Raw genomic sequence first — 23,292 nt, 5'->3', positions numbered from 1 at the left:
GCCATGCGCGTCTACCTTTGAGACGTTAAAACAGTCTCGAAGACGGTTTGTGAGCAACAAACCGACTTCGCAATCACGGGTCGGGCTCGTGCAAGGAGAATCATGTCGATTCAGGACATCGATGCGCCGACCCGACTTTCACTGGCCCCACTGTGCCGGCCCGAACGCCGCGACACCCTCATGGCCCGCTACCGCGAGGTGGCTCACGCCCTGCCGCACGCCGTCGCACTCGACGTCGACGGCACCTCGCTGACGTTCGACGAGCTCCTCCACCGCGCTTACTCGCTGGCCCGGAAGATCGCCACCCTCTTTCCCGCCGATTCTCGGCCGCTCGCCGTGGACACCGACGCGACGCCCGATTCGATCGTGCTGATGCTGGCCGTCGTCACCGCGGGCCATCCCCTGGTTCCGCTCGACCCCATGCTTCCCGCCGAGCGCCGCGCCACGATCATCGACCAAGCAGACGCGACGGCGATCGACTCGGCCGCCGTCGCCGCCGCCGTCGATTCCTGTGTTCCGCTGCCGACGCTGTCGGGCGACCACACCGCGGTGATCAACTACACCTCGGGATCCACCGGCACCGCCAAAGGTGTGATCCTCAGCCACCGCATGTGCCTGACCAAGGCATACGAGGTTGCCAACGCGTTGGCGCTGAGCCCACACGACCGCGTCGGAAACTCCCTTCCGGTCAGCTTCGGTGCCGGCTTGAACACGTTGTTCGCGGGGTTGCTCAGCGGCGCCGCTGTGCACTGCCGCGACCCCAGGTCGGGTGTCCCCAGCAGCACCGTCGAGTGGGCAGCCGCGCATTCACTGACCACGCTGCACTGCTCGTCCTCGCTGCTGCGTGCTGTCTCCGCGGCCGATCACGGACCCACCGGGCGCGGGGCCGTACCTTCGCTGCGGGTGGTCGTCACATACGGGGAATCGCTGCACTCCGACGACGCCGACGGCTTCCGGCGGCGATTCGACAGCCGCGCCACGGTGGTCAACTGGTACGCGACCACCGAAGCCGGTGCCGTCGCCTACGGCGAATACCCGCCCGAACGAGCGCTGCCGTCGGGCTTTCTCCCTGCAGGCAGACCCATCGCAGGCAAGCTCGTCGAAGTCGTCACCTCCGACGGTTCGACGTGTGCACCCGACGTGATCGGCGAAGTACGGGTGACGGCGAATTGCTTGGCCGACGGCTACCTCGGCGGTGCCGGTCTGGACTCCCAACGATTCACCGCCCTCGGCGACGGTCTTTTCCGGTACCGCACCGGCGATCTGGGCCGACTCGACGAACACGGGACGCTGCACCTGGCCGGACGCATCGACGACGCCGTCAAGGTGCGCGGATATCTGGTGGAGCCGGCCGAGGTCGAGGCAGCACTGCGCGCGATGCCGGGGATCGGCGACGCCGCCGTGATCGGCAGAACCTCCGGCACCGATACCGACCTGGTCGCCTACGTGTGCTCGGCCCGTTCCGAGCGACGACCCTCCGTGGCCGAGATCCGAGCGTCGCTGCGCCGGACGCTGCCGGAATGGATGGTGCCCACCCATATCGTCGCGCTCGACGCGATGCCGCGAAACGAGCGCGGCAAGCTCGATCGAAGTGCACTGCCAGAGCCCGCCGATCGACGCGTCGAGCGCACGGCGGTCGGCCCGACCGAGTACATCGTGGCCGAGGCCGCACGCACCGCGATCGGACTGGACACCATCGGCCGGGACGAGGATTTCCTGGCGCTGGGCGGCAACTCGCTGACCACAACGGCAATGCTGGCTCACCTCCGCGAGAGCCTGAAGATCGATCTGACGCCGGAGGACGTGTTCGCGGCGACCACTGTTCGAGCGCTGGCCGTGACAGTCGATGCCCGCCTCGAGGACGCAGCGACTGCGCGCCGGCGCACAACCGGTGAACACGATGTGCTCGTGCCGCTGCGCACCGAGGGCAGCAAGGCACCGATCTTCCTCATCGGTGGTGCAGGTGTCGGGGCGATGGCGTTCCTCAATCTCGTCAAACACATCGACGACGACCGCCCGGTGTATGCGTTGCAGGCGCACGGCCGAGGCAAGCGCGGACGCCCGGACCGAACGATTCGGCGAACCGCGAAGCGCTACGTCGACGCTGTTCGTACGGTCCAGCCCGAGGGCCCGTTCCATCTGGTCGGCCATTCGCTCGGCGGCTGGATCGCCATCGCGATGGCGGAGGAGATCCGAGACTCCGGCCTGGGCTCCCCGCACCTGCTGCTTCTCGACACACGGCTGTTCCGGCATCTGCTGGACAAGTTGCCCGGCGGTACCGAGGTTCCGGCTGCTCCGCCGGCTCGGACGCGAGAAGAAGCGGGCTTCCACCTCGGCCGCGTCGGCACCGCCGCCCTCTGGGTACGGATGCAGTTCGCCGGGCTGCTGCGGTACCCGACGACGATGGAATGGTTGGTCTTCGCGAGCATCGGGTACGTGGCGTTGAACAAGCACGTGCCGACACCGTGGTCGGGTTCGATGACCGTGGTTCGCACAGCGGAGAACGTGAAGGATCTCAGGTCGTGGCAGACGGTCGGTCGTGGTGAGCTGAGCTTCGTCGACATCCCCGGAGATCACGTCGACATGTTGCGCGAACCGATGGCCGAACACTTGGCCGAGACGATCGCCAACACCTTCGACGAGGCGGGGCTCGCGCGCTGACCGAGGGTCTGTCGCAGTGTCGGCTCAGCTTGTACGTTTGTGCCAGCGGCTCGCCGAGCCACGCGACGACCCGGGAATCACACGACGAGGAGGTCGACCATGAGTTCATCGTACGAATTGCAGTCGGTAGAACTACACAAGGACGTCCTGCGATACGTGGACATGGGCGACGGCCCGCCCGTGATTCTGGTTCACGGCCTACTCGGATCGCATCAGTCCTGGGGCACGCAGCTCGAGCGTCTGTCGCAGAAGTATCGGGTCATCGCGCCCGATCTGTTCGGCCACGGTGAGTCCGACAAGCCGACCGGTGACTACTCGCTGAGTTCGCACTCGGCCACCATTCGCGATCTCATGGATCACCTGAACATCGATTCCGCTCCGATGGTCGGTCACTCCCTCGGCGGTGGCATCGTCATGCAGCTGACGTACCTTTTCCCCGAGCGGGTCGATCGCCTGGCGCTGGTCAGCAGCGGCGGCCTCGGCCCCGAAGTGAGCCTGCTCCTCAAGGCCGCGACGTTGCCCGGCAGTGAGCTGGTGCTGCCCCTGCTCGCATCGGACTGGTTCCGTAAGAACACCGAGAGTGCGCTGGCGCAGTTGGGCAGATGGGGTCTGCCGGTCGAGCCGGGTCCCAGCATGGCCGAGACCTGGCGGTCGTTCCGGTCCGTGGCGGACCGCTCCACCCGCGGCGCATTTCTGGCGTCGACGCGAGCAGTGGTTGGCCCGCGTGGTCAGACCGTCAGCGCGAAGCAACATTTCGAGAAGTTCGAGTCGATTCCGTCGCTGCTCGTCTGGGGCGGCAAGGACCGAATGATTCCGGCCAAGCACGCCGACAACATTCGACGCGAGGTCCCGAACAGTCGCGTCGAGATCTTTCCCGACGCCGGCCACTTTCCCCAGCTCGACGAGCCGGACTTCTTCTTCCGACTGCTCGACGAATTCCTGGACTCCAACCGGACCGAGAAGAGCGCGCCTGCGGCGATCACCCCGGCGGCTGTTCCGTTGCAGCACCCGTGAGCGTGACACCGATGTTCCCGCTCGGCAGTGTGCTGCTCCCCGGCGAACGCCTACCCCTGCACATCTTCGAGCCGCGCTACCAAGCTCTGGTGCACGACTGCCTGAAGCAGGACGACCCGAGCTTCGGCGTTGTACTCATCGCGCGTGGGCACGAGGCCGGCGGCGGCGACGTACGGCACGATGTGGCGACGGTCGCACACATCATCGGTCACGAGTCCATCGGCAACGGCCGATTTCTTCTCGAGTGCGTCGGCGGTGAACGGATCAGGATCGACGCCTGGCTGCCGGACGATCCGTACCCACAGGCCGACGTTCGAGCGTGGCCGGACGAAGATACCGACGCGGTGATCGCCGACACCGAATTCGACGCCACCTGGGCACGGGTCGAAGATCTCTACGAGCTGATCGGCCGACTCGAATCGACGGAAAACGTCGCCACACCCGGTGTTCCGGACTTCCTGGGCCTGCCGATCTCGGCCGCCGAGAAAATCTGGTCGCTGGCAGCACTGATTCCGATGGGTCAGTCCGATCGACTCGACATCCTGTCTGCGCCCGACGCCAGAGCACGCATGACCGCTCTCGACGACGCGATCGAGAATGTCACCGCTGTCGTGCAGTTCAGACTGCAGCCCTGATTCGCGAACGCACCGGCACCACAGGCGAGGGCAGCACAGACGAGTCAGGCCCGACATCATCGATGTCGGGCCTGACTCGCGTAGTAGCGGGGACAGGATTTGAACCTGCGACCTCTGGGTTATGAGCCCAGCGAGCTACCGAGCTGCTCCACCCCGCGTCGGGTGTTCACCAACCTACATGCCTTCTCGGCAGTCTCCCAATCACCAGGTCAGCCGCACGCTCTACGGTTCCGAAGTATGCCCACCGCACTTTCTCCCGTCCTGACCTTCCCGCACGCGGCCGTCGCGCAGATCACGCTGAGCAATCCGCCGGTCAACGCGCTGACCCGACCGGCAACGCGGCGACTACGCGCAGTCCTTCTCGAGCTGGCCGACAATGCCTCGGTTCGGGCGATCGTTCTCACCGGCGACCGGGTGTTCAGTGCCGGCTCGGACATAGCCGAGATGCCCGAGATGCAGGACGGCGGTGACGTACTCGCCCGCAAGAGCAATCTCGAGAACGCCACCCTCGAGTTGCTGGACGATCTGCCGCTACCCACGGTCGCGGCGATCGACGGATTCGCGTTGGGCGGCGGCCTCGAGATGGCGCTGTGCTGCGACCTCGTCGTCGCCGACGCGGGAGCTCGACTCGGACTGCCGGAGATCGACCTCGGTGTGATCCCCAGCAGCGGCGGGTCCATGCGTGCGCTGCGGCGGGTGGGTCAGGCGCGCGCGGCGGAACTGGTGTTGCTCGGCGAGCCCGTCTCGGCCGAGACTGCTCTGGAATGGGGCCTGATCAATCGAGTCGCTCCGCGTGGACAGTCGTTGTCGGTGGCACTGGGCTTGGCGCAGGCGTTGGCGCGAAAGTCCCGCTCTGCTGTTCGGGCGAACAAGCGCGCCCTCGCTCTCACGTTCGGCGAGTCCCCCGGCCTGCCGGCGCGACGGGCGTTGCCGGTGTTCGAGGAGGCGTTCGAGTCGGCGGATGGCAAGGAGGGCGTACGCGCTTTCCTCGCAAAGGAGTCACCCGACTTCGAGTAGGCGGCGCTTGACCAGAATCGTTGCACCGGTGACGATCTCCCATCCGATGATGGTGTAGACCGAGATGCGCTCGAATGTTCCGCCGCCGAGGATTCCGGTGTCGGCGAGAAACAGAGCCAGCCCCACCAGGCCTGCCACTCCTGCAGTCGCACTGCCCACCGTGTACCAACGCGGCGCGCCGACGCGGCCGCCGTATCGGCCTGCCGCCAGCAGCACCAGATTGCCGCCGACGATCGCCATGCCCGCACCCACCGCATGGGGCGTCGAGGCCCCGGCGACCGAGGCGTGAGCGAGCCCGACGACGATGCTGCCGACACCGTGAACGACGGAGGTGCCGGCCACGATCCACCGCGCGCGGCCCTCGAAGAGCACCGACAGTCCCAGCCCCGCCAGGACGAACAACGTGCCGTCGACGACGAAGCCGGTGTTCATCACCGTGTGCAGCGGCGAGATGTCCGGGATTCCGAGGTCGCTGATGTTGTTGCGGGCGTAGCTGTACGGCCGGTCCGTCCACCCGAGCGCGGCGACGGCCTCGGCGGCCAGATAGGTCACCCCGCCGACGAGAAAGGCTCCAGCGGCCAGGACGGTAGTTCTCTTCACAGCTGTACGACCCATCTCGGCTCGACCCCGATGGGTCATTTCGCAGGCTCCACTCCCGGAGCCCCGATACACCTGGCGTGTACCGATTGGTACAGTACCGGCTCATGAGCGATCGCCACGACGTGGTGCCGATACTCGCAAGGGTGTTCCGCGACCACGGTTTCGACGGATCGTCCCTCGCCGTCATCAGCAAACAGACCGGCCTGGGGAAAGGCAGCCTCTACCACTACTTTCCGCGGGGAAAGCAGGAGATGGCCGAGGCAGTCCTCGACGACGTCGAGCTGTGGTTCCACCACAACGTGTTCGAGCCGTTGCGACACGGCACCGATGCCGCGTCGACCACCCACGAGATGTTCGAGCAAACCGCGCGATACTTCCGGTCCAATCGTCTGGTGTGCCTGTTCGGAGCGTTCACGCTCGGTCTCGAACGTGCGGTGTTCTCGGGCCGCGTCGCAACGCATTTCACCCATTGGATCGACGCACTCACTCCGGTACTGAGCCGTCTTGGGCACGGCGACTCGGCAGCCGAACTGGCCGAGGAGATCGTGGCCGGAATTCAGGGCGCGTTGGTGCTCTCACGCGCCTCCGACGATGCAACGCGGTTCGATCGACTGTTGGCACGCCTGGAAGCCTCGGCAGCACGCGTGCCTGCGGGGGTGCACGCATGACACCCGAGCCTCTGACACCGAAGCCGGCACCCGAGCTGAGGAAGTTCGGGGTACGAGAACTGCTGCGGCTCATCGTCATCGGCTCGGTGTTGGCGTACTTCCAATTCGTCGCGATCGGCCGCTGGGTGCGCGCGCCACGGCGCGGGTGGCCGCTGCACGCCTCCGAGGCCGTCGTCGACGCCTTCTTCGTTCTCGGCCCCACCTTCGTCAAGGTCGGGCAGTTGATGGGGTCCTCACCGGGGCTGTTTCCCAAGGTCCTCGCCGACACCTGTCTACGCTGCCTCGACGAGGTGCCACCGTTTCCCGGGTCGCAGGCGCGCGCGGTGATCGAGGCCGATCTGGGCCGCGGAATCGACGAGCTGTTCTCCTCGTTCGACGACGTGCCGCTCTCGTCCGCCTCGGTCGCTCAGGTGCACCTGTGCGTGCGCCGTGACAACGGCCGCGAAGTGGTCATGAAGGTGCAGCGTCGCGGCATCTATCACCGCATGAAGATCGACCTGCGTATCGCGTACCTCATCGCCCGCGGACTCGAGAAGTTCATTCCGTTCTTCGCCACGGCCAACGCGTCGGCGATCATCGTCGACCTGCACGCTGCCACCTTCGCCGAACTCGACAGCGCCGTGGAAGCCAAGCGGCAGGACAGCTTTCGCGCGGCCATCGGCGCGTTCGGCGACAACGAGCACGTCACCGCGCCCGAGGTGTTTCTCGACTACTGCGGCGGGCGCGTGATCTGCATGGAACGCATGCACGGCTCCCCACTCGACCGTTACGAGCCGGGAGATCAGTCCGAGCTGATCGTCCGCCGTGCGGCCAAGGTCTGGATGGAAGCCCTTGTGCTGCACGGCCTCTTCCACGGCGACGTGCATGCGGGAAACGTCTGGGTCCTCGACGACGGCAGGGTCGCGTTCCTCGATTTCGGAGTCATGGGCGAAGTGGACGAGCAGTGGCGCGCGCTGCTGCTCGACCTGTTCCACGCCACCGTGATCGACGGCGACTTCACCCGACTCGCCGGTACCGTCAAGCGGCTGGGAATCGTTGCCCCGCAGATGGGTTCGGACGCCGAGGTCGGCGCGATCCTGCAGTCGGTGTTCGCGCCGATGCTTTCGGCAACCCTCGCGCACTTCAGCCTGGCGGACTTCATTCGAGCGCTGGTGGGCATGGGCAAGCAGTACAAGACGTCGAGCCCGGAGGAATTGATCCTGGTGGCCAAGCAACTCGGCTACTTCGAGCGATACGCCATCGAGCTCGCACCGAACTGGGCGCTCGGAACCGATCCGTTCGTGTTCAAGAACGTCTTCCCTGCCGAGATCGCAGCCCTGGCCGAGGCGAGGGGCGTCGAGCTGCCGGAATGAACCGGCAGCCCGACCCCAACTCAGCGTGTGAAGTCCAGCACCACTTTGCCTGCGGCAGTGCGGTTTTCCAGTGATGCGATGGCGGCGGCAGCGTCGGCGGCCGGGAACACCGACGGCTCCGGCGCGCTGAGCGATCCGTCGGCGAGGAGCGGTTCGATCTCGGCCCACTGGGTGGCGAGGTAGCCCGGGCGCGTCATCCACCATGCACCCCAACCGACGCCGACGACGTCGACGTTGTTGAGCAGTAGCCGGTTGACCTTGACCGTCGGGATCTCGCCACCGGTGAAGCCCAGCACCAGGATTCGGCCGGACGGCGCAAGCGAGCGGATACTGTCGGTGAACCGGTCACCACCCACAGGATCGACGACGACGTCGACGCCGCGGCCGCCGGTCAGTTCCTTGACCGCGTCCTTCCACCCGTCGACCAGCACCACATCGGTGGCTCCAGCGGAGCGGGCGATGTCCGCCTTGGCCTGCGAGCTCACGACGGCGATGACGCGAGATGCGCCGAGTACCGGAGCCATTCGCAACGCGGAGGTTCCGATGCCTCCTGCTGCGCCGTGTACCAGGACCGTTTCGCCCGGGGCCAGACGACCGCGCTCACGAAGCGCGAAGTGCACCGTCAGGTCGTTGAACAACAGCCCTGCCCCTGCGGAGAGCGACACCGACTCGGGCAGCGCGAACACAGTGTCGGGTGAGACCACGGCGACCTCGGCCATGCCGTCGCTCAATCCGGTCAGGGCGGCTACTCGATCACCTGCCGAGAAGCCGGACTCCGGCGGTGCCGACCGGACGATGCCGGCGATCTCGCTGCCGGGGACGAACGGTAGTTCGGGCTTGTACTGGTAGAGCCCGCGGGTGAGCAATGCGTCGGGAAAGGCGACACCCGCCGCATGGACCTCGATGACCACCGACCCGTCGCGCGGGGCAGGCGCGTCGATGTCCACCACGCTCACCGAATCGGGTCCGTCGAGGCTGGAGATCTGAACCGCACGCATGAGTTGTCCTCTCGGTCGGGATCGTTCCCTGCACGCCACCGTACAAAACTGCGGAACTCACCGTTGTTACCGGCATGCGCTAGTGGTGATGTGCTCCAATCGAGGGATGAACACCACTCCCCTCACCGTCGTTCGGCCCGATGGTGATGCCCGCGGCGGCGTCATCGTCATCCAGGAGGCCTTCGGGGTCACCGACCACATCGTCGACGTCTGCAATCGCGTCGCGGCTGCAGGGTGGGTCGCGGTCGCCCCGCATCTGTTCCACCGGCAGGAGGGCGTCACCGTGCTCGACTACTCGGACATGGATTCGGCCATGGCGGCCATCGGCAAACTCGAGGCGGACGAAGTGGACTCCGACGTGGACGCGGCGGCGAGTGCCCTCGCCGAATTGGGATTCGAGCCCTCGTCGATCGCCATCGTCGGCTTCTGCATGGGCGGCAGTGTCGCGTTCCAGACCGCCGTTCGACGCCCCCTCGGTGCGGCAGCGACGTTCTACGGCGGCGGAATAACGAAGGGCCGCTTCGGCTATCCCGCGATGGCCTCGGTGGGCGACGCCCTCCAGACCCCCTGGCACGGCTTCTTCGGGGACCTGGACGAGGGCATCCCGTTCCAGGACGTCGAGACGCTGCGCGAGATCACCGCCACGGCACCGGTGGCCACGGAGATCACGCGGTACGCCCACGGCAAGCACGGATTCCACTGCGACGACCGCCCTGCCGTGTTCGACGCCGACGCCGCCGCCGATGCCTGGGGCAAGACTCTCGAGTGGTTCGACGCCCATGTCGCACGCTGAGCCGCCGCGCTCCGACGCCGAACTTGCCGAGGAGACGGAACGGATCGTCGCCTTCTGGACCGACCTGTCGCTGCCCGGCCTGTTCGACGTCCACACGCACTTCATGCCGAAGAACGTGATGGACAAGGTGTGGAGCTATTTCGACAGTGCCGGTCCGCTGACCGGCAGCGTCTGGCCCATCTCCTACCGGTTCGCCGAAGAACAACGGCTGGACGTCATTCGGGGGTTCGGAGTACGGCAGTTCACGTCGATGATCTACCCGCACAAGCCGTCGATGGCGGCCTGGCTCAACTCGTGGGGTGCCGACTTCGCGGCCCGCACCCCCGACTGCCTGCAGACCGCCACCTTCTACCCCGAGGACGGAGCCACCGAGTACGTCGAGCAGGCCTTGGCGAACGGCGCTCGAATCTTCAAGTCGCACATCCAGGTCGGCAACTATTCACCGATCGATCCCCGGCTCGACGGCGTCTGGGGTGCGATATCCGATGCCGAGGTACCCGTGGTGATCCACTGCGGATCAGGCCCGGCACCCGGCACCCATACCGGACCGGAACCCATTGCCGCACTGCTGCAGCGGTTCCCGAAGCTTCCGTTGATCATCGCGCACATGGGCATGCCCGAGTACGGCGACTTCCTCGACCTGGCCGATCGTTACCAGAACGTCCGGCTGGACACCACGATGTCGTTCACCGACTTCTCGGAGGCAGGCGCACCGTTTCCGAGACACGAACTGCCCCGGCTACTCGATCTACAGAATCGCATTCTGTTCGGCAGCGACTTCCCCAACATCCCGTACCCGTATCTGCATGCCCTGCAGGCAGTGCGCCGACTCGATCTCGGTGACGACTGGGTTCGTGCCGTCTGCTGGGGAAACGGGGCTGCCCTGTTCGGCTAGAGAGGTTCTCTAGACCCAGAACTCGGCGATGCGCGCGGCGATGGCGTTGCCCTGTGCGCGTCCGGCCACGGCCGCAGCCGATCGGACGGCGACGTCGGTGGCATCGGGTCCGATGGCCGCCGACGAATCGGCATCGGGGGCAATCACTTCCACCTTGGAGCCGCCCTTGATCAGTCGCTCTCGTTCGACGTCGAAGGGATCGTTCTCCAGGTCGAGCGCTCCGACTCTGAACACCAGCACCTTCTCGAAACCGACTGCCAAATCGGCATTCTCGCTCGCCCGAATACCTCCGTCGACGTAGCGATGATCGCCGATCGTCACCGGCGGCCACATTCCCGGGATAGCGCAGCTCGCGGCCACGGCGTCGATCAGCTGGACGCCCGAGCCACGATCGAGTACCCGATGCCGCCCGGTCACCGCGTCGACGGTGACAATCCGCAGATCGCGGTTGGGCCACGTGGGCGACGGCAGCCGTCGTTCGATGATCGCCCTGCGCTCACGCTCGGTGATCGTCGAGGCCGCGAGCGCTTCGGTGCCGATGCGCCTGCGAGTGTCGATGGCACTGCCGTCCGAGTTCTGGGCCGCCCGAGCCAGCATGGAGACCAGTTCGTCGATGGTCGCCTCGGCATGCGGTTCGTGGTCCTGCTTCGCTTCGTCTGCTTGACGCTCGAACAGCTCGGCCAACGCGGCTCCGCTCGAGATCTGGGCCGCGACCGAGGAGCCGGCCGACGTTCCCAGCAGCATCTCGGCGTCGGTGACGTCGGCTCCTGATTCCGCCAATCCCAGTAGGACACCCGTCTGCCACGCAATACCTGCGACTCCGCCGCCGCCCAATACGAGTGCTCGCCTGGTCATGGTGGTACCCCCTTCTTCGAAAAGATCCGTCAGGAACTTACAGCGCCGGTGTGTACACGGGGACGCAGCCAAGCGATGAGGTCGTCGAGTACGCGCTCCTTCTCCGGTTCGTTGAACACTTCGTGGAACAGCCCGTCGTACGTCTTCAGGGTCAGGTCGTCGGATCCGGCCAGCTCGGCGATCAGTTCACTGCCCGAGACATCGGCCAATCCGTCCGCCGTTCCGTGCTGGAGCAGCACGGGGATCTTCAGCGACGGCAGTCGAGCCGGGAAGGTCTCCCCGACGCCCAGCATGGCTGCGGCCAGGCCCGCCGGAACCGCGCCGTGGTATCCCAGCGGATCGGCGAGATAGGCGTCGACCACATCCTTGTCGCGGGAGACGAGATGGGGGTCGAGCTTCAGCACGGGAATTGCCGGGAGGAATCGTCCGAGGACCTTACCCACCGCCACCAAGGCTTTCGGCTGTCCCACGCTGGGAGCCACTGCAGGTCCGGACAGCATCAGACCGTCGAGGTCGCCCTGATGGTCGAGCGCGTACGACAGCGCGATGGCACCGCCCATGCTGTGGCCGAGCAGGAAGGTGCGCTGATTCGGATGCTCGGCGGCTGCGACGCCGAACAGCGTGTGCAGGTCGTCGGTGAAGTCGGACCACTTCTCCAGCGACACCCGTTTGCCACCGGATCTCCCGTGTCCGCGGTGGTCGGGCGCGTAGACGACGACGCCGAGCGAGCCCAGCCGTTCGATGACGTGCCGGTACCGGCCGGCATGCTCGGCCAGGCCGTGAGCGAGCACCAAGATCCCGGTCGACGTGGTCTCGGGGGTCCAGACGTCGTAGACGATTCGGGTTCCGTGAACTCCGACGAACGACGACTCGACATGCTCCATTCGGTCACCGTACAAGGGCGGCGGGGCCTTCGACGGCTCATCGGCGAACCCACAGATTTTTGCTTGGGTAACTATCATCGTGGAACGGGCGATGTAGTTGTGACACGCCACTACCGATCTGTCCTCGCACCTCGGGGCACGACACCGACCAGGAGTGAAGAAACCTTCAATGCGTGATGAGTCCGCCACGAGTACGTCGCCGCGGTGGCGCGACCCCAAACGCTACCTGTGGCCGTTGGGACTGATTATTCCCCTGAGCCCGTTCCTGGCCTGGGGTCTGGTGACCCTCCTCGGTCCCGGTGCTTTCTGGACCCTCGGTCTGATGATCATGGGCATCGCACTGCCCCTAGTGGACAAATTCGCCGGTGTCGACCGCAGCAATCCCCCGGACGAGGCGATCGCCGCGTTGGAGAACGATCGGTACTACCGCTGGTGCGTCTACCTGTTCCTGCCGCTGCAGTACGCGGGGCTCGTTGCCGCCTGCTACCTGTGGGCGCACGGACCGCTGGGAGTGCCCGAGCGGATCGGCCTGGCCATCACCGTCGGCATCGTCGGTGGCGTCGGCATCAATGCCGCCCACGAACTGGGCCACAAGCGTGCCCGCCTCGAACGTTGGCTGTCGAAGGTGACGTTGGCACAGACTCTGTACGGCCACTTCTACGTCGAACACAATCACGGCCATCACCTGCGCGTGGCGACCCCGGAGGACCCGGCGTCCGCCAAATTCGGCGAGTCGTTCTGGAAGTTTCTGCCGCGCACCGTCGTGCACGGCCTGCGCTCGGCCTGGGAGCTCGAGTCGCGACGCCTCGCCCGGCAGGGGCTGTCGCGGTGGACGTACCGAAACAATCTGTTCAACGCCGCGGCCATGAGCGTCGCGCTGTTCGGCGTACTGATCGCCGTCTTCGGCACCGTGATCGTGCCGTATCTGGTGCTGCAGGCCGCGATCGCCATCGTCCTGTACGAGGCGGCCAACTACCTCGAGCACTACGGATTGCTGCGCCAGAAGCGGCCCAGCGGTCGATACGGCAAGCCGACTCACCGGGACAGCTGGAACAGCGATCACCTGTGGAGCAACCTGTTCCTCTACCACCTGCAACGTCACAGCGACCATCACGCGAATCCGGTGCGCCGATACCAGGCATTGCGCACCGTCGACGAATCCCCGCAGCTACCGGCCGGCTACGCGGTGATGATCTTCTGCTCGCTGGTTCCGCCGCTGTGGCGCCGGGTGATGGACCAACGACTGATCGATTTCTACGACGGTGACGCAGACCTCGTCAACGTCGATCGGTCCGACCCCAGGGCAGTGCGGAAGCTCGAGCAGCTGTGTGTCGAGCGAGCCGAGGCGCACTGAAATTTCACACCGCTGCAGGCTCGTCGGTCTGTGCGCGCAGGTAGCGACCGAAGTGCGGGACCGTGAAAGCGATGGTTCCGCGCTCGGCCGAGTAGATCAGGCCCTTCTTGATCAGGCCGTCCCGCGCCGGAGACAACGACGCAGGCTTGCGTCCCAGCTCGGTCGCCACGGCCGAGGTCGGCACCGAGCCGTCGTCCACCGACAGTTCGGCCATCGCGCGCATGTATTCGCGCTCGGCCGGCGTTGCCCGTTCGTAGCGAGAACCGAAGAATCCGACGGCCAGTTCCTCCTCCGCCGTCGGGGCGGCGACGCGCACGTCCTCGACGGTGATCGGGGTGTCGGCCGCGAGATCCCACGTCGCCTTGCCGTACGCCTGCACGAAGTACGGGTATCCGTCGGCGGCCGCGTACAGCGCGTCCAGAGCTTCCGGAGTGAATTCGACGTCCTCGCGGTCGGCCGGGGCGATCAGGGCCAGATCGGCCGCGGCCCGCTCGAGCCGCCCGATCCGGTGGTAGCTGAACAGACGCTCGGAGTAGCTCTTGGACGCCGAGAGCACCGCGGGCAGGTGCGGCAGCCCGGCCCCGACGATGATCAGCGGCGCGGTGTCCTGGCTGAGCTCGTGGCAGGCCGCACACAGCGCGGAGATATCGGCTGGTCCCAGATCCTGCATCTCGTCGATGAAGATGGCGATGCCCACGCCCACGTCGCCGGCCAGCGCGGAGGCATCGAGCAGCAGTTCCACGAGGTCGATCTCGATATCGCCGGAGTCGGCGCGGCCGGTCTTGGCCGGGACGTCGATGCCGGGTTGCCAGCGTTCCCGCATGCCCTTGTCGGCCGTGGAGCGCAGGGCGAAGGCCTTGAGTACGCCGAGGAACTCGTCGACGCGTTCGGGGTCGCGATGCGAGGCCGCGATCCCGCGGACCGCCATATGCAGTGCCGAGGACAGCGGGCGGCGTAATTCCTGGTCGGGGCGAGCCTCGATCTTCCCGGTGCCCCATCCGCGCGCGATCGCCGCGGATCGGAGTTGATTGAGCAGCACCGTCTTTCCGACGCCTCGCAGCCCGGTGAGTACGACGCTGCGTTCCGGTCGGCCGCGGGTGATGCGTTCGAGCACCACGTCGAAGGCGTCGAGCTGCTTCTTTCGGCCTGCGAGCTCGGGTGGGCGCTGGCCGGCGCCGGGAGCGTAAGGGTTACGCACGGGGTCCATGGGGCCAAAGTTACAACGAATCGTGCGATATATGCGGACATCTAGCTCGTGTCCTAGAGATCTGTATTCGCTCGATACTTGCGCGCCAGTCCAGGTCGCGGCTAAGTTCGACGCTGTGAAGCGCATTCTCGTAGTACGCCGCCGTAGCGGGGTCTGATTCGGACCGACCCCTCGCTGCGGGTCGTCGTGCTCTCTCGGTCCTCCCTTCACATTCGCCAGGACCACTCCCATGAATGCACTTGCTTCTTCTTTCGCCACCGATCCCTTCCACGGCCGCTTCGGCTGCGCTCTGCCGCGCACGATGCGCGACGAGATCACCGAGTCCACCTGGCACACCATGACGTGGACGGCATTCACCGACCGCTTCTCGCCCACCACAGGACCGCTTCGAATGGGCTCCTGGACCGGAACTCGAGCCCCAGGGGGCAAGACGTCGTTCGACGCCACCTTCGGCCTCGGCGACACCATCATCACTTGTGCTGCAACGTCTTACGGGCCGATCGAGGCGTTGACGTCGATGCTGCACGACGCCGGATTCCGCATCGAGATCCTCTCGTTCCACCAGCAGATCGTCGGCGACGAGACGGCGACCTTCATCCTGGCCGAGCACGACGGTCGTCGCGAATGGTCGATGGCACTCGAGGCCGACGCAACCCTGTCGGCCGTCCGGGCCATCATCGCCGGAGCGAACATCCTGCATCGGTAGCGCTTTCTTGGCCTGTCTAGCGCTTGTACAAGACAGGGGAAGATCTCGCTAGGGCATCTCGATCGTCTCGGCTCGGTGTACTTCGGCCAGTGCGCGGCGCAGGTAGGTCTCTGCGCGACCGCGGCGAACCGCGAGTAGGTCCGCAACCACCAACAATGCGTGTGCCGGACGGGGTTTCGTGCGCGACTGCTCTTCGACGTCGGAAACCCCCAGGGCTCCGGTGAGCACCTCGACGAACCCCGCGATGTCCAGATTCGGCAGCCAGTCCGCGCCTCGCACGGTTCGCCCCAGCACCTCCTGGACGTTCTCGCCGGTCAAGCCATCGCTATGTACCTCTTCGAGCAACGTGCGTACCATTTCGGCATGCACGTGCCCGGCCTGCGCCGAGTCCGAGCGGCCCAGTAGTTCGACGGCGTCGTCGAACGCGATCGGATCCCGCGCCGCAACCGCGGCGAGGGCATCGTTCGTGGCGTCGGCGATCTTTCGGACCTCGACGGGCCATTCGGCAGGCCAGGCGATGGGGACGCGACTCGGGGGAGTCGACGCCGGGGCAGGGGGAATCGACACGGGGGAGGAGTCGGTCATCACAGCAGTCTCTCACTCGGCTCCGACACGGTTCCTTTTACCTGTAACTGGTGTTTATACTAAAGCGCGCACTGTGGCATCGGCCACACATGCGGATGTGGAGGAGGTGGCTCGATGAACGAACGGAACACCGTCGCGTCGGATCCCGGCGAAGTGATGCTGCAGGCCAGGAACGTGAAGTTCGACTGGACCGATCTGCCGATGCACTGGGTGCCGGGTGACCCGTACACCACGCATGTGCTCAACGTGCTGCATCTGTTGCTGCCCGCCGGTGAGCACTGGTTCGTCGACACGTTCAAAGAGGCCCTGCCGTACATCGACGACGAGAAGCTGCGCGACGACGTCATCGGCTTCATCGGCCAGGAGGCCGTGCACGCCGAGGCCCACACCGGTGTACTCGTTCACCTCGAGGCCAAGGGGCTCGACCCCAAGCCGTTCACCGATCAGATGGAATGGACCTTCGGCAAGGTACTCGGAGCCGATTCGGTGACGAGCCTGCGGTCGAAGAACAACCTGGTCGAGCGCCTGGCCCTGATCGCCGCCATCGAACACGTGACGGCGTTCCTCGGCGACTGGGTGCTCAACGCAGACGGTCTCGATCGCGCAGGAATCCACCCCACCATGCTCGATCTGCTGCGGTGGCACGGTGCCGAAGAAGTCGAGCACCGCTCGGTCGCGTACGACACGCTCCGCTACTTCGACAAGCGCGAGGTCCGTCGCCTTCGCACCTTCGTGCTGGTCGTGCCGTTGATGGCGTACATCTGGATGCGCGGGATCATCTTCCTGATGAAGAACGACCCGGAACTGCAGTCTGCGCCGAAATCCGTGCGCAAGCCTCGGTCGGCTCTGTGGCGGAAGTCGGTCAGGCGCGGCACCCTTCCCGCGTTGACGCACGTCGGTCGCAGCATGTCGCGCTACCTCAGGAAGTCGTACCACCCCAGCCAGGAAGGCTCGACCGCGCAGGCCGTCCGGTACCTCGCGTCCTCGCCTGCCGCGCAGGCTGCGGCCAGGTGAAGCTCACCTCGCGCCGCGTCCCGCGACTGCTTCCCAAGGATGCGCCACCCGATCTGCGTGGACGGGCACATCCCGATCGCTCGATGCAGCTCCTCGGCACGTTTCTCAACGGATACATGCGTGCGGCTGCCGGTGCGGAGTACGACGAGGCCGTCGCCGGCCACAATCCCGATTCCGCGTTGACGTTGGTCGTCACCGAACGCGAGATCGTCGCCGAGGACAACGATGTCGCAGCCATCACCCTTGCGTCGCCGACGGGGGAGCAGCTGCCGATCTGGCATCCGGGCTGCCATCTCGATCTGCACCTGCCCTCCGGCCGCCGCCGCCAGTATTCGTTGTGCGGCAACCCGTCCGATCGCAGCTCCTACCGGATCGCGGTGCGTCGAATCCCCACCGGCGCAGGTGGATCCATCGAGATGCACGGGCTGGAGCCAGGCACCGAGGTGACCGTCCGCGGTCCCCGCAACGGATTCCCTTTCGTCGGTGAGGGCAGCGCCCTGTTCGTCGCGGGTGGTATCGGCATCACTCCCATCATCGCGATGGTCAGAGCTGCGCGGATTCTCGGCATGGACTGGCAATTCGTGTACTGCGGTCGATCTCGCGACACGATGCCCTTCCTCGACGAGATCGAGAGCTGGGAGTCGGACCGCGTGTTCGTTCGCACCGACGACGTGCACGGCTACCCCACCGAGGGCGAATTACTCCAGCGCGCACCCGCGGGAGGTGCCGTCTACTGCTGTGGCCCCACCCCGATGCTCGACGCCGTCCGCCGCGATTTTCGCCAGTGCCCGTCCACCGCACTGCATTTCGAGCGTTTCGGCCCGCCACCCATTCTCGACGGCACTCCGTTCGAGGTGCAGCTGATCAGCACCGGTGCCGTGCTCGACGTCGCGGCCGACGCGTCGGTGTTGACGGCCGTCAAGGAACAGAAACCGAATATCGCGTACTCGTGCCAGCAGGGCTTCTGCGGTACCTGCAAGGTTCGGGTGCTGTCGGGTGAGCCCGAACATCTCGAATCTCGGCTGACTCCCGAAGAACAACGTGATCACATGCTCATCTGCGTCTCGCGTGCTCGTAGCGGGCGTCTCGTACTCGATCTATAGAACGGAAATACTGTTGAGCAGCAACGCGGTTCGAACGACGGTCGTCAACGAGGGAATCCGACTGGCGGTGTTCGAGAGCGGCAACCCCGACGGTGACCCCATCGTCCTCGTACACGGGTGGCCCGATACCCACGAGCTGTGGAGCCACATCGTCCCCCAGCTCGAGGACCGCTTTCGGGTGATCAGTTACGACTCCCGCGGTGCAGGCGACAGCTCGGTCCCCACCGAGCAGTCGGCGTACAAGTTGGCGCGTCTGGCCTCGGATTTCTACGCTGTCGCCGACGCGGTCAGCCCCGACGCCCCGGTGCACGTGCTCGCCCACGACTGGGGTGCCGTGGAGGTTTGGGAAGCCGCCGCCCAGCCGCGCGCGAAGGACCGCATCCGCTCGTACACATCGATTTCCGGGCCGAATCTCGATCACCTCGGCAAGTGGTCGCAGTCGCGGCTACGCAGACCCACCCTCACCGGCATCAAGCAGGTGCTCGCCCAGGTACGCGCGTCGTGGTACACCGTCACCTTCCACATCCCCGGGCTGTCGACGCTGCGGATCAAGCGACAGTTCGCCAAGGGCTGGCCTGCATTCCTCGAAGAGTTCTCGGGAGTCGACCCGAAGCTCGTCACCCAGAACCCCACATTGTGGTCGGACGCCACCAACGGAACAAAGCTTTACCGCGCGAACATTCTTCCCATTCTGGGCAATCCACGGGATCGGTACATCGACATCCCGGTACACCTCATCGTCAACACCGAGGACGTCGCGGTGCGCCCGTACCACTACGACGACACCGACAAGTGGGTGAAAGATTTGACCCGCAACGACATTCCAGCCGGACACTGGTCGCCGATCTCCCATGCCGACGACATCGCTCGATTGACAAGGAAATTCATCGACTCGTTGGACACTCGAGCCGGTCAGGGGACCAATATCAGTTTGTGACGGGTGAGTGGGGCTCGCTTCCACGCGCTCGCCACCTCGGCCAGCGGGACGTTCTCGTACTCCACGGTGATCTCGCCGGCCGCGGCCCAGTCGGTCAGGGTTCGATAGGCCTGCGAGGTGGCATCGGGCCCGTAGTGCAGCGGCATGAAACCGACGATGGTCGCCCCGAGCGATCGAAGAAGCTGCGCCGGTAGAGTGATTTCGGCACCGGCTCGATCGCCGATCTGCACCAGACGAACGAGTCGGTTTCCTGCGCGCAGTGCCGCCGAAGCGACTGTGCTCCAGGTGTAATCGAGTACGACGTCCGCGCCGGAGGATGCCTGCCGAATGGCCGAGCCGAGCTCGTCCAGGCTCTTGTCTCCGATGGTGACCGTCGCCGTGGCCCCGAGTTCGCGGGTGGATTCGAGTGCGACCTCGTCGCGCCCGACCACGGTGATCGATCCCGCTCCGAGCAGCTTCGCGGCTTGCACTGCCAGGCGTCCGACGACCCCGGTGCCACCGAGGATCACAACGCTCTCCCCTTCCTTCACTCGACCACCGTGGGTCAGTGGCATCAGCGCCGCAAGGCCGGCATTGCCCAGCGTCGCGGCGGTCGAGAAGTCCAGCCCGTCGGGTAGCTCGATGAGCGACGCCGTCGGTACCAACGCCTGCTGAGCCATCGAACCGTACGGCGGGACCGGCGGGCAGAAATAGACTCGGCGACCGTCCTGCGTGGTGCCCGCGCCTTCGATACCGCTGACGGTGGGCAGCGACCGCGGGCTGAGGTAATGGGTTCCTGCGGCGATGGCGATGTCGACGGCATTGAGCGTCGCCGCCGCCACGTCGACCACCTCCATGCCATCGGCCGGTACCGGATGCCCGTGGTCGGCGTATCTCGGTATCCCGAATTCGGTCAGAACTGCTGCCTTCACAACGACTCCTTCGACGAATGAGCATTCACTGAATCGTGATTCAGTGTGTATCGTGACGGCAGAGGTGTCAACAGGCAGGGAGCAGAGATGGCCGCCACAACACGGGCGCAACAGGCCGGACGAACCCGGGTCGAACTGGAGAACGCCGCCCGCGTCGTGTTCGCCCGGTCCGGATACCTGAACACCAAGATCGTCGACATCACCCGCGAAGCCGGACGAGCGGCAGGCTCGTTCTACAACCACTACTCCAGCAAGGAGGAGCTGCTGCTCGCCCTCGCCGAGCAGATCGGTGAGGACGCCGACGTCATCGTCGCCACTCAGGACCCGTCGGCGCGCGAGCACCCGACGATGCGTCCGCACGTGGAAGTGTTCTGGCAGTTGCTCACTCGGCACCGAGTGGTGATCGATGCCCTCCGCGATGCAGCTCTGGTCAATGCAGACTTCGCACTGCGAGTACAGCGATTCACGCAGGTTCAGTTCGAGCCGTGGGTCGTCCGCCTCGCGAATTTCGAGAGGGCAGGCGTCGAGCTACCGGCGTCCCCTGCCACCACCGCGATGCTGATCGGTGGTGCAGCAGAGAATTTCGCCCGGCTGTGGCAGGGCTCGCCCGACGACGGACTCGACGCTCTGGTGACGTTCGTCGATCGGGGGGTCTTCGGGCCTGCTCGGTGAGTCGGTGAATCGGTGAATCCGATCAGCGAGCCAGGTGCCCGCGCAGCGTCGACGCGGTGTAGTCGGATCGAAAGACGCCGCGCTGCTGCAGGATCGGGACCACATGGTCCACGAAGTCCTCGAGGGAGTCCGGATATCGCGGACACATCAGATTGAATCCGTCGGCACCACGGCCGATCCAGGACTGCATCTCGTCTGCAATCGATTCCGGTGTGCCGATCATCGTGGCGTGGCCTCCGCCGGCCGCGAGGGTACCGAGCAGTTCCCGCACGGTGGGAGCGTCCTTCTCGACGATCCGCAGGATTGTCTCGTAGCGGCCCTGCGGTCCGGTGAACTCCGATGCCGGCGGCAGGTTCGGTACCGGAGCATCGAGTTCCCAAGCAGCGCAGTCCTGCCCGGTGAACGTCGACAGCATCGCCAACGACTGCTCGGTGGGGAGCAGCCGATCCAGTTCGGCTTTCTTTCGGCGGGCTTCGTCCACGGTCGAGCCGATATAGGTCACCAGACCCGGCATGATCCCCACCGCCGCGCTGTCGCGACCCGCTTGGCGGATCCGCGTCTTCACGTCCCCGTAATAGCGTTGCGCTGCAACGAGATCGTAGGCGACAGCGTAGATTGCCTCGGCGTATTTCGCCGCCAGTTCGCGACCCGGCCCCGACGCCCCGGCTTGGAACAGCACCGGCCTGCCCTGCGGCGACCGCGGTACCGTCAACGGGCCGTCGACTCGAAAATGCTTGCCGTCGTGGTCGATCGAGTGCACCTTGGCCGGATCCGCATACTGTCCGCTTCGATCGAGCGTCAATGCGTCGGCATCCCACGAATCCCACAGCGCCAGAGCCGTATCGACGAACTCTTCGGCGCGCGCGTAGCGCTCCTCACGAGCGGGGATGACGTCCATTCCGTGATTGCGTGCCTCGGCGTCGAACATGGAGGTGACGACGTTCCAGCCCGCCCGGCCGCCGCTGATGTGATCGAGCGACGCCAGCATGCGTGCAGCATGGAACGGGGTGTAGAACGTCGACGACACCGTGGTGACCAGACCGATGTGCGTGGTGGCCCCGGCCATGGCCGACAGCGCGGTGATCGGCTCGAGGAACCACGTGCCGGCTCCGGCCGGGTCGCGCACCGAATGTCCGTCGGCGAAGAACACCGCATCGAACTTTCCCCGTTCGGCGAGCTGCGCGAGTTCCTCGTAGTAGGAGATGTCGCCGAGATCCTCCACTCGCGAACCGGGATGCCGCCACGCGGCGCTGTGGTGGCCGCAACCGTAGAGAAATGCGTTGAGGTGCATGTCAGTTCTTGACCAAGCCGCCGTCGACGACGAGATTCTGGCCGGTCACCGACCGCGCCCACGGCGAAGCGAAGAACAGCAGGGCATCGGCGAACTCCTCGGGCGTGGTGACGCGTTGCAGCGGAGTGGAGGCGGCGATGAAGTCGAACACCTCGACCGGGGTAGCGGCACTGGCGTCGGTGGTGCGCAGCAGTCCGCCCGAGACCATGTTGACGGAGATGTTGTCTGCACCGAGGTCCGCGGACAGAGTGCGGGTCAGCGAAAGCAGTGCGGCCTTGGAGGCGGTGTAGTCGTGGTACGGCACCACCGGATTCTGGAACAAGTTGGTGCCCACGTTGATGATTCGACCGAACCCGGCCTCGCGCATACCCGGCAGTGCCGCCTGGGTGGTGAGCAACGCCGCGCGGACGCTGCCACGCAATTGAGCGTCGAAGCGTTCCCAGGTGATGGTGTCGGCCTTGGGCCGGGCATCGCCGGCGAAGGAGAAATCGGCCAGCGCATTGTTGACGACGGTGGTGATCGGGGTGCCGAAGTGTGCACGGGCGGTGTCGAACAGTGCAGCCACATCGCCTTCGTCGGTGACGTCACCCTGCACTGCGATCGCGTTCTCGCCGAGTCGGTCCGCCAGTGCTTCGGCAGCATCTTTGCTGTTGCGGTAATCGATCACCACGCGCGCACCCTGACCTGAGAATGCCGCCGTGATCGCTGCTCCCAGTCCACGGCCACCGCCGGTCACCAAGACCGTCTGCTCGTCGAATTTCATGCGCCTCGCCTCTCGTTCGAGGTCGGGACCCACGCGAAGGACAGGAAATACCGAAACGTCACGACATTCCCTTCGCTGGTCCTAACCAGATCAGGTTCGACGGGTGTGTTCTCAGCCCCTGGGGGCACCCCGTGTCGCGCTCGACTGTACCCACCGGCCTCGGTTGGGCGCTGCATTGCCGTCGATACGGTTCTCTAGCCCAGTTGATAGACACCCGAATACGACGATGACAAGTTACTGTGCCGCCAGGGCCGAACGCGTCTACCTGGAGTATCGCCTCGACGAGAACGTCATTTTCGTCCTCGACCACCGCATCGGCTAGCGGGCGACCGAATGAAGTTCACCGTCACCGACGAACAGCTGCCGCATCTGCCGGC

Annotated in this window: 23 protein-coding genes, 1 tRNA gene and 1 riboswitch; of the genes, 14 read left to right on the top strand and 10 right to left on the bottom strand. The window is 65.7% G+C overall.

Annotation, left to right across the window (positions count from 1 at the left end; genetic code table 11):
- Positions 1–102 precede the first annotated feature (102 nt).
- The 3 genes from CH251_RS02080 (at position 103) to CH251_RS02070 (ending at position 4,310) form a co-directional block, all read left to right on the top strand.
- Positions 103–2,661 carry an alpha/beta fold hydrolase gene (locus tag CH251_RS02080; protein WP_094611576.1) on the top strand — a complete coding sequence of 853 codons (2,559 nt, stop codon included), beginning with the start codon at positions 103–105 and terminating at the stop codon, positions 2,659–2,661.
- 99 nt (positions 2,662–2,760) lie between these two features.
- Positions 2,761–3,675, top strand: coding sequence for an alpha/beta fold hydrolase (locus tag CH251_RS02075; protein ID WP_094611575.1), 915 nt, complete (start codon positions 2,761–2,763; stop codon positions 3,673–3,675).
- A gap of 11 nt (positions 3,676–3,686) precedes the next feature.
- The gene (locus CH251_RS02070) at positions 3,687–4,310 is read left to right on the top strand and encodes an LON peptidase substrate-binding domain-containing protein (RefSeq protein ID WP_179273702.1); all 624 of its coding nucleotides are present in this window, start codon (positions 3,687–3,689) and stop codon (positions 4,308–4,310) included.
- A gap of 84 nt (positions 4,311–4,394) precedes the next feature.
- Here the strand turns inward: CH251_RS02070 and CH251_RS02065 are convergent.
- Positions 4,395–4,468, bottom strand: a tRNA-Met gene (locus tag CH251_RS02065).
- Positions 4,469–4,547: 79 nt separating this feature from the next.
- Between CH251_RS02065 and CH251_RS02060 the strand changes: the two genes are divergently transcribed.
- Positions 4,548–5,327 (top strand): enoyl-CoA hydratase/isomerase family protein, encoded by a 780-nt coding sequence (locus tag CH251_RS02060; RefSeq protein WP_094611573.1) that lies wholly within the window; start codon positions 4,548–4,550, stop codon positions 5,325–5,327.
- Here CH251_RS02060 and CH251_RS02055 read toward each other — a convergent pair.
- On the bottom strand, positions 5,310–5,927 hold the full coding sequence (locus CH251_RS02055; protein ID WP_179273690.1) for a DUF998 domain-containing protein: 618 nt from the start codon (positions 5,925–5,927) through the stop codon (positions 5,310–5,312). The two genes, CH251_RS02060 and CH251_RS02055, sit on opposite strands and share 18 nt — an antisense overlap.
- 104 nt (positions 5,928–6,031) lie before the next feature.
- Between CH251_RS02055 and CH251_RS02050 the strand changes: the two genes are divergently transcribed.
- Positions 6,032–6,595 (top strand): TetR/AcrR family transcriptional regulator, encoded by a 564-nt coding sequence (locus tag CH251_RS02050; RefSeq protein WP_179273689.1) that lies wholly within the window; start codon positions 6,032–6,034, stop codon positions 6,593–6,595.
- On the top strand, positions 6,592–7,947 hold the full coding sequence (locus CH251_RS02045) for an AarF/ABC1/UbiB kinase family protein (protein WP_094611571.1): 1,356 nt from the start codon (positions 6,592–6,594) through the stop codon (positions 7,945–7,947). The genes CH251_RS02050 and CH251_RS02045 overlap by 4 nt, the downstream gene beginning before the upstream one ends.
- A 20-nt stretch (positions 7,948–7,967) precedes the next feature.
- Here CH251_RS02045 and CH251_RS02040 read toward each other — a convergent pair whose 3' ends face one another.
- Complete coding sequence (locus CH251_RS02040) at positions 7,968–8,945, bottom strand: NADPH:quinone oxidoreductase family protein (RefSeq protein WP_094611570.1); 978 nt, start codon at positions 8,943–8,945, stop codon at positions 7,968–7,970.
- 106 nt (positions 8,946–9,051) lie between these two features.
- Here CH251_RS02040 and CH251_RS02035 point away from each other — a divergent pair, with 106 nt between their 5' ends.
- Together CH251_RS02035 and CH251_RS02030 are read left to right on the top strand one after the other, a co-directional pair.
- On the top strand, positions 9,052–9,738 hold the full coding sequence (locus CH251_RS02035; protein WP_094611569.1) for a dienelactone hydrolase family protein: 687 nt from the start codon (positions 9,052–9,054) through the stop codon (positions 9,736–9,738).
- A complete protein-coding gene (locus CH251_RS02030; RefSeq protein WP_094611568.1) occupies positions 9,725–10,633 on the top strand; it encodes an amidohydrolase family protein in 909 nt (302 codons plus the stop codon). The genes CH251_RS02035 and CH251_RS02030 overlap by 14 nt, the downstream gene beginning before the upstream one ends.
- Before the next feature lie 9 nt (positions 10,634–10,642).
- On the opposite strand, the gene CH251_RS02025 is transcribed toward CH251_RS02030, so the two are convergent.
- Both CH251_RS02025 and CH251_RS02020 read right to left on the bottom strand, forming a co-directional pair.
- Positions 10,643–11,488 (bottom strand): patatin-like phospholipase family protein, encoded by an 846-nt coding sequence (locus CH251_RS02025; RefSeq protein WP_094611567.1) that lies wholly within the window; start codon positions 11,486–11,488, stop codon positions 10,643–10,645.
- A gap of 29 nt (positions 11,489–11,517) precedes the next feature.
- Positions 11,518–12,372, bottom strand: coding sequence for an alpha/beta hydrolase (locus tag CH251_RS02020; protein ID WP_094611566.1), 855 nt, complete (start codon positions 12,370–12,372; stop codon positions 11,518–11,520).
- A gap of 169 nt (positions 12,373–12,541) precedes the next feature.
- On the opposite strand from CH251_RS02020, the gene CH251_RS02015 reads away from it, so the two are divergent.
- The gene (locus CH251_RS02015) at positions 12,542–13,726 is read left to right on the top strand and encodes an alkane 1-monooxygenase (protein WP_094611565.1); all 1,185 of its coding nucleotides are present in this window, start codon (positions 12,542–12,544) and stop codon (positions 13,724–13,726) included.
- A gap of 4 nt (positions 13,727–13,730) precedes the next feature.
- On the opposite strand, the gene CH251_RS02010 is transcribed toward CH251_RS02015, so the two are convergent.
- Positions 13,731–14,933, bottom strand: a complete 1,203-nt coding sequence (locus tag CH251_RS02010; protein WP_094611564.1) for an ATP-binding protein — start codon at positions 14,931–14,933, stop codon at positions 13,731–13,733.
- 229 nt (positions 14,934–15,162) lie between these two features.
- Here CH251_RS02010 and CH251_RS02005 point away from each other — a divergent pair, with 229 nt between their 5' ends.
- Positions 15,163–15,639, top strand: coding sequence for a 2-isopropylmalate synthase (locus tag CH251_RS02005; protein WP_094611563.1), 477 nt, complete (start codon positions 15,163–15,165; stop codon positions 15,637–15,639).
- A 48-nt stretch (positions 15,640–15,687) separates the two neighbouring features.
- Here the strand turns inward: CH251_RS02005 and CH251_RS02000 are convergent, their stop codons facing one another.
- The gene (locus CH251_RS02000; RefSeq protein WP_231893757.1) at positions 15,688–16,224 is read right to left on the bottom strand and encodes a hypothetical protein; all 537 of its coding nucleotides are present in this window, start codon (positions 16,222–16,224) and stop codon (positions 15,688–15,690) included.
- 114 nt (positions 16,225–16,338) lie between these two features.
- Here CH251_RS02000 and CH251_RS01995 point away from each other — a divergent pair, with 114 nt between their 5' ends.
- The 3 genes from CH251_RS01995 to CH251_RS01985 are packed head-to-tail and all read left to right on the top strand — an operon-like array spanning position 16,339 to position 19,278.
- Positions 16,339–17,238: a metal-dependent hydrolase gene (locus CH251_RS01995; protein ID WP_094611562.1), complete on the top strand. Its 900-nt coding sequence runs from the start codon at positions 16,339–16,341 to the stop codon at positions 17,236–17,238.
- On the top strand, positions 17,235–18,341 hold the full coding sequence (locus tag CH251_RS01990) for a PDR/VanB family oxidoreductase (protein WP_094611561.1): 1,107 nt from the start codon (positions 17,235–17,237) through the stop codon (positions 18,339–18,341). Before CH251_RS01995 ends, CH251_RS01990 begins: the two co-directional genes overlap by 4 nt.
- A gap of 7 nt (positions 18,342–18,348) precedes the next feature.
- A complete protein-coding gene (locus CH251_RS01985) occupies positions 18,349–19,278 on the top strand; it encodes an alpha/beta fold hydrolase (protein ID WP_373454901.1) in 930 nt (309 codons plus the stop codon).
- On the opposite strand, the gene CH251_RS01980 is transcribed toward CH251_RS01985, so the two are convergent.
- Positions 19,254–20,189, bottom strand: coding sequence for a zinc-binding dehydrogenase (locus tag CH251_RS01980; protein WP_094611559.1), 936 nt, complete (start codon positions 20,187–20,189; stop codon positions 19,254–19,256). The genes CH251_RS01985 and CH251_RS01980 overlap by 25 nt on opposite strands.
- An 87-nt stretch (positions 20,190–20,276) precedes the next feature.
- Here CH251_RS01980 and CH251_RS01975 point away from each other — a divergent pair, with 87 nt between their 5' ends.
- A complete protein-coding gene (locus CH251_RS01975; protein WP_094611675.1) occupies positions 20,277–20,861 on the top strand; it encodes a TetR/AcrR family transcriptional regulator in 585 nt (194 codons plus the stop codon).
- Between the two features lie 22 nt (positions 20,862–20,883).
- On the opposite strand, the gene CH251_RS01970 is transcribed toward CH251_RS01975, so the two are convergent.
- Both CH251_RS01970 and CH251_RS01965 read right to left on the bottom strand, forming a co-directional pair.
- On the bottom strand, positions 20,884–22,152 hold the full coding sequence (locus CH251_RS01970; RefSeq protein WP_094611558.1) for an LLM class flavin-dependent oxidoreductase: 1,269 nt from the start codon (positions 22,150–22,152) through the stop codon (positions 20,884–20,886).
- Between the two features lies 1 nt (position 22,153).
- Positions 22,154–22,915, bottom strand: coding sequence for a 3-oxoacyl-ACP reductase (locus CH251_RS01965; protein WP_094611557.1), 762 nt, complete (start codon positions 22,913–22,915; stop codon positions 22,154–22,156).
- 49 nt (positions 22,916–22,964) lie between these two features.
- Positions 22,965–23,057, bottom strand: a riboswitch (TPP riboswitch).
- Positions 23,058–23,292 lie beyond the last annotated feature (235 nt).

Origin of the sequence: Rhodococcus sp. 06-462-5, assembly GCF_002258315.1 — a bacterium.
Classification (GTDB): Bacteria; Actinomycetota; Actinomycetes; order Mycobacteriales; family Mycobacteriaceae; genus Rhodococcoides.
The sequence above is the reverse complement of the archived record's forward strand: the minus strand, read 5'-3'. Positions and strand labels throughout refer to the sequence as shown.

What these genes read in the sequence shown, in the direction of transcription:
- CH251_RS02070 (WP_179273702.1), top strand. Translation starts at nt 3,687, where the DNA reads ATGTTCCCGCTCGGCAGTGTGCTGCTCCCCGGCGAACGCCTACCCCTG.
- CH251_RS01975 (WP_094611675.1), top strand. Translation starts at nt 20,277, where the DNA reads ATGGCCGCCACAACACGGGCGCAACAGGCCGGACGAACCCGGGTCGAA.
- CH251_RS01965 (WP_094611557.1), bottom strand. Translation starts at nt 22,915, where the DNA reads ATGAAATTCGACGAGCAGACGGTCTTGGTGACCGGCGGTGGCCGTGGA.
- CH251_RS02005 (WP_094611563.1), top strand. Translation starts at nt 15,163, where the DNA reads ATGAATGCACTTGCTTCTTCTTTCGCCACCGATCCCTTCCACGGCCGC.
- CH251_RS02060 (WP_094611573.1), top strand. Translation starts at nt 4,548, where the DNA reads ATGCCCACCGCACTTTCTCCCGTCCTGACCTTCCCGCACGCGGCCGTC.
- CH251_RS02050 (WP_179273689.1), top strand. Translation starts at nt 6,032, where the DNA reads ATGAGCGATCGCCACGACGTGGTGCCGATACTCGCAAGGGTGTTCCGC.
- CH251_RS02075 (WP_094611575.1), top strand. Translation starts at nt 2,761, where the DNA reads ATGAGTTCATCGTACGAATTGCAGTCGGTAGAACTACACAAGGACGTC.
- CH251_RS02080 (WP_094611576.1), top strand. Translation starts at nt 103, where the DNA reads ATGTCGATTCAGGACATCGATGCGCCGACCCGACTTTCACTGGCCCCA.
- CH251_RS02015 (WP_094611565.1), top strand. Translation starts at nt 12,542, where the DNA reads ATGCGTGATGAGTCCGCCACGAGTACGTCGCCGCGGTGGCGCGACCCC.
- CH251_RS02025 (WP_094611567.1), bottom strand. Translation starts at nt 11,488, where the DNA reads ATGACCAGGCGAGCACTCGTATTGGGCGGCGGCGGAGTCGCAGGTATT.
- CH251_RS02035 (WP_094611569.1), top strand. Translation starts at nt 9,052, where the DNA reads ATGAACACCACTCCCCTCACCGTCGTTCGGCCCGATGGTGATGCCCGC.
- CH251_RS02010 (WP_094611564.1), bottom strand. Translation starts at nt 14,933, where the DNA reads ATGGACCCCGTGCGTAACCCTTACGCTCCCGGCGCCGGCCAGCGCCCA.
- CH251_RS02030 (WP_094611568.1), top strand. Translation starts at nt 9,725, where the DNA reads ATGTCGCACGCTGAGCCGCCGCGCTCCGACGCCGAACTTGCCGAGGAG.
- CH251_RS02000 (WP_231893757.1), bottom strand. Translation starts at nt 16,224, where the DNA reads ATGACCGACTCCTCCCCCGTGTCGATTCCCCCTGCCCCGGCGTCGACT.
- CH251_RS02020 (WP_094611566.1), bottom strand. Translation starts at nt 12,372, where the DNA reads ATGGAGCATGTCGAGTCGTCGTTCGTCGGAGTTCACGGAACCCGAATC.
- CH251_RS01995 (WP_094611562.1), top strand. Translation starts at nt 16,339, where the DNA reads ATGAACGAACGGAACACCGTCGCGTCGGATCCCGGCGAAGTGATGCTG.
- CH251_RS01970 (WP_094611558.1), bottom strand. Translation starts at nt 22,152, where the DNA reads ATGCACCTCAACGCATTTCTCTACGGTTGCGGCCACCACAGCGCCGCG.
- CH251_RS02040 (WP_094611570.1), bottom strand. Translation starts at nt 8,945, where the DNA reads ATGCGTGCGGTTCAGATCTCCAGCCTCGACGGACCCGATTCGGTGAGC.
- CH251_RS02045 (WP_094611571.1), top strand. Translation starts at nt 6,592, where the DNA reads ATGACACCCGAGCCTCTGACACCGAAGCCGGCACCCGAGCTGAGGAAG.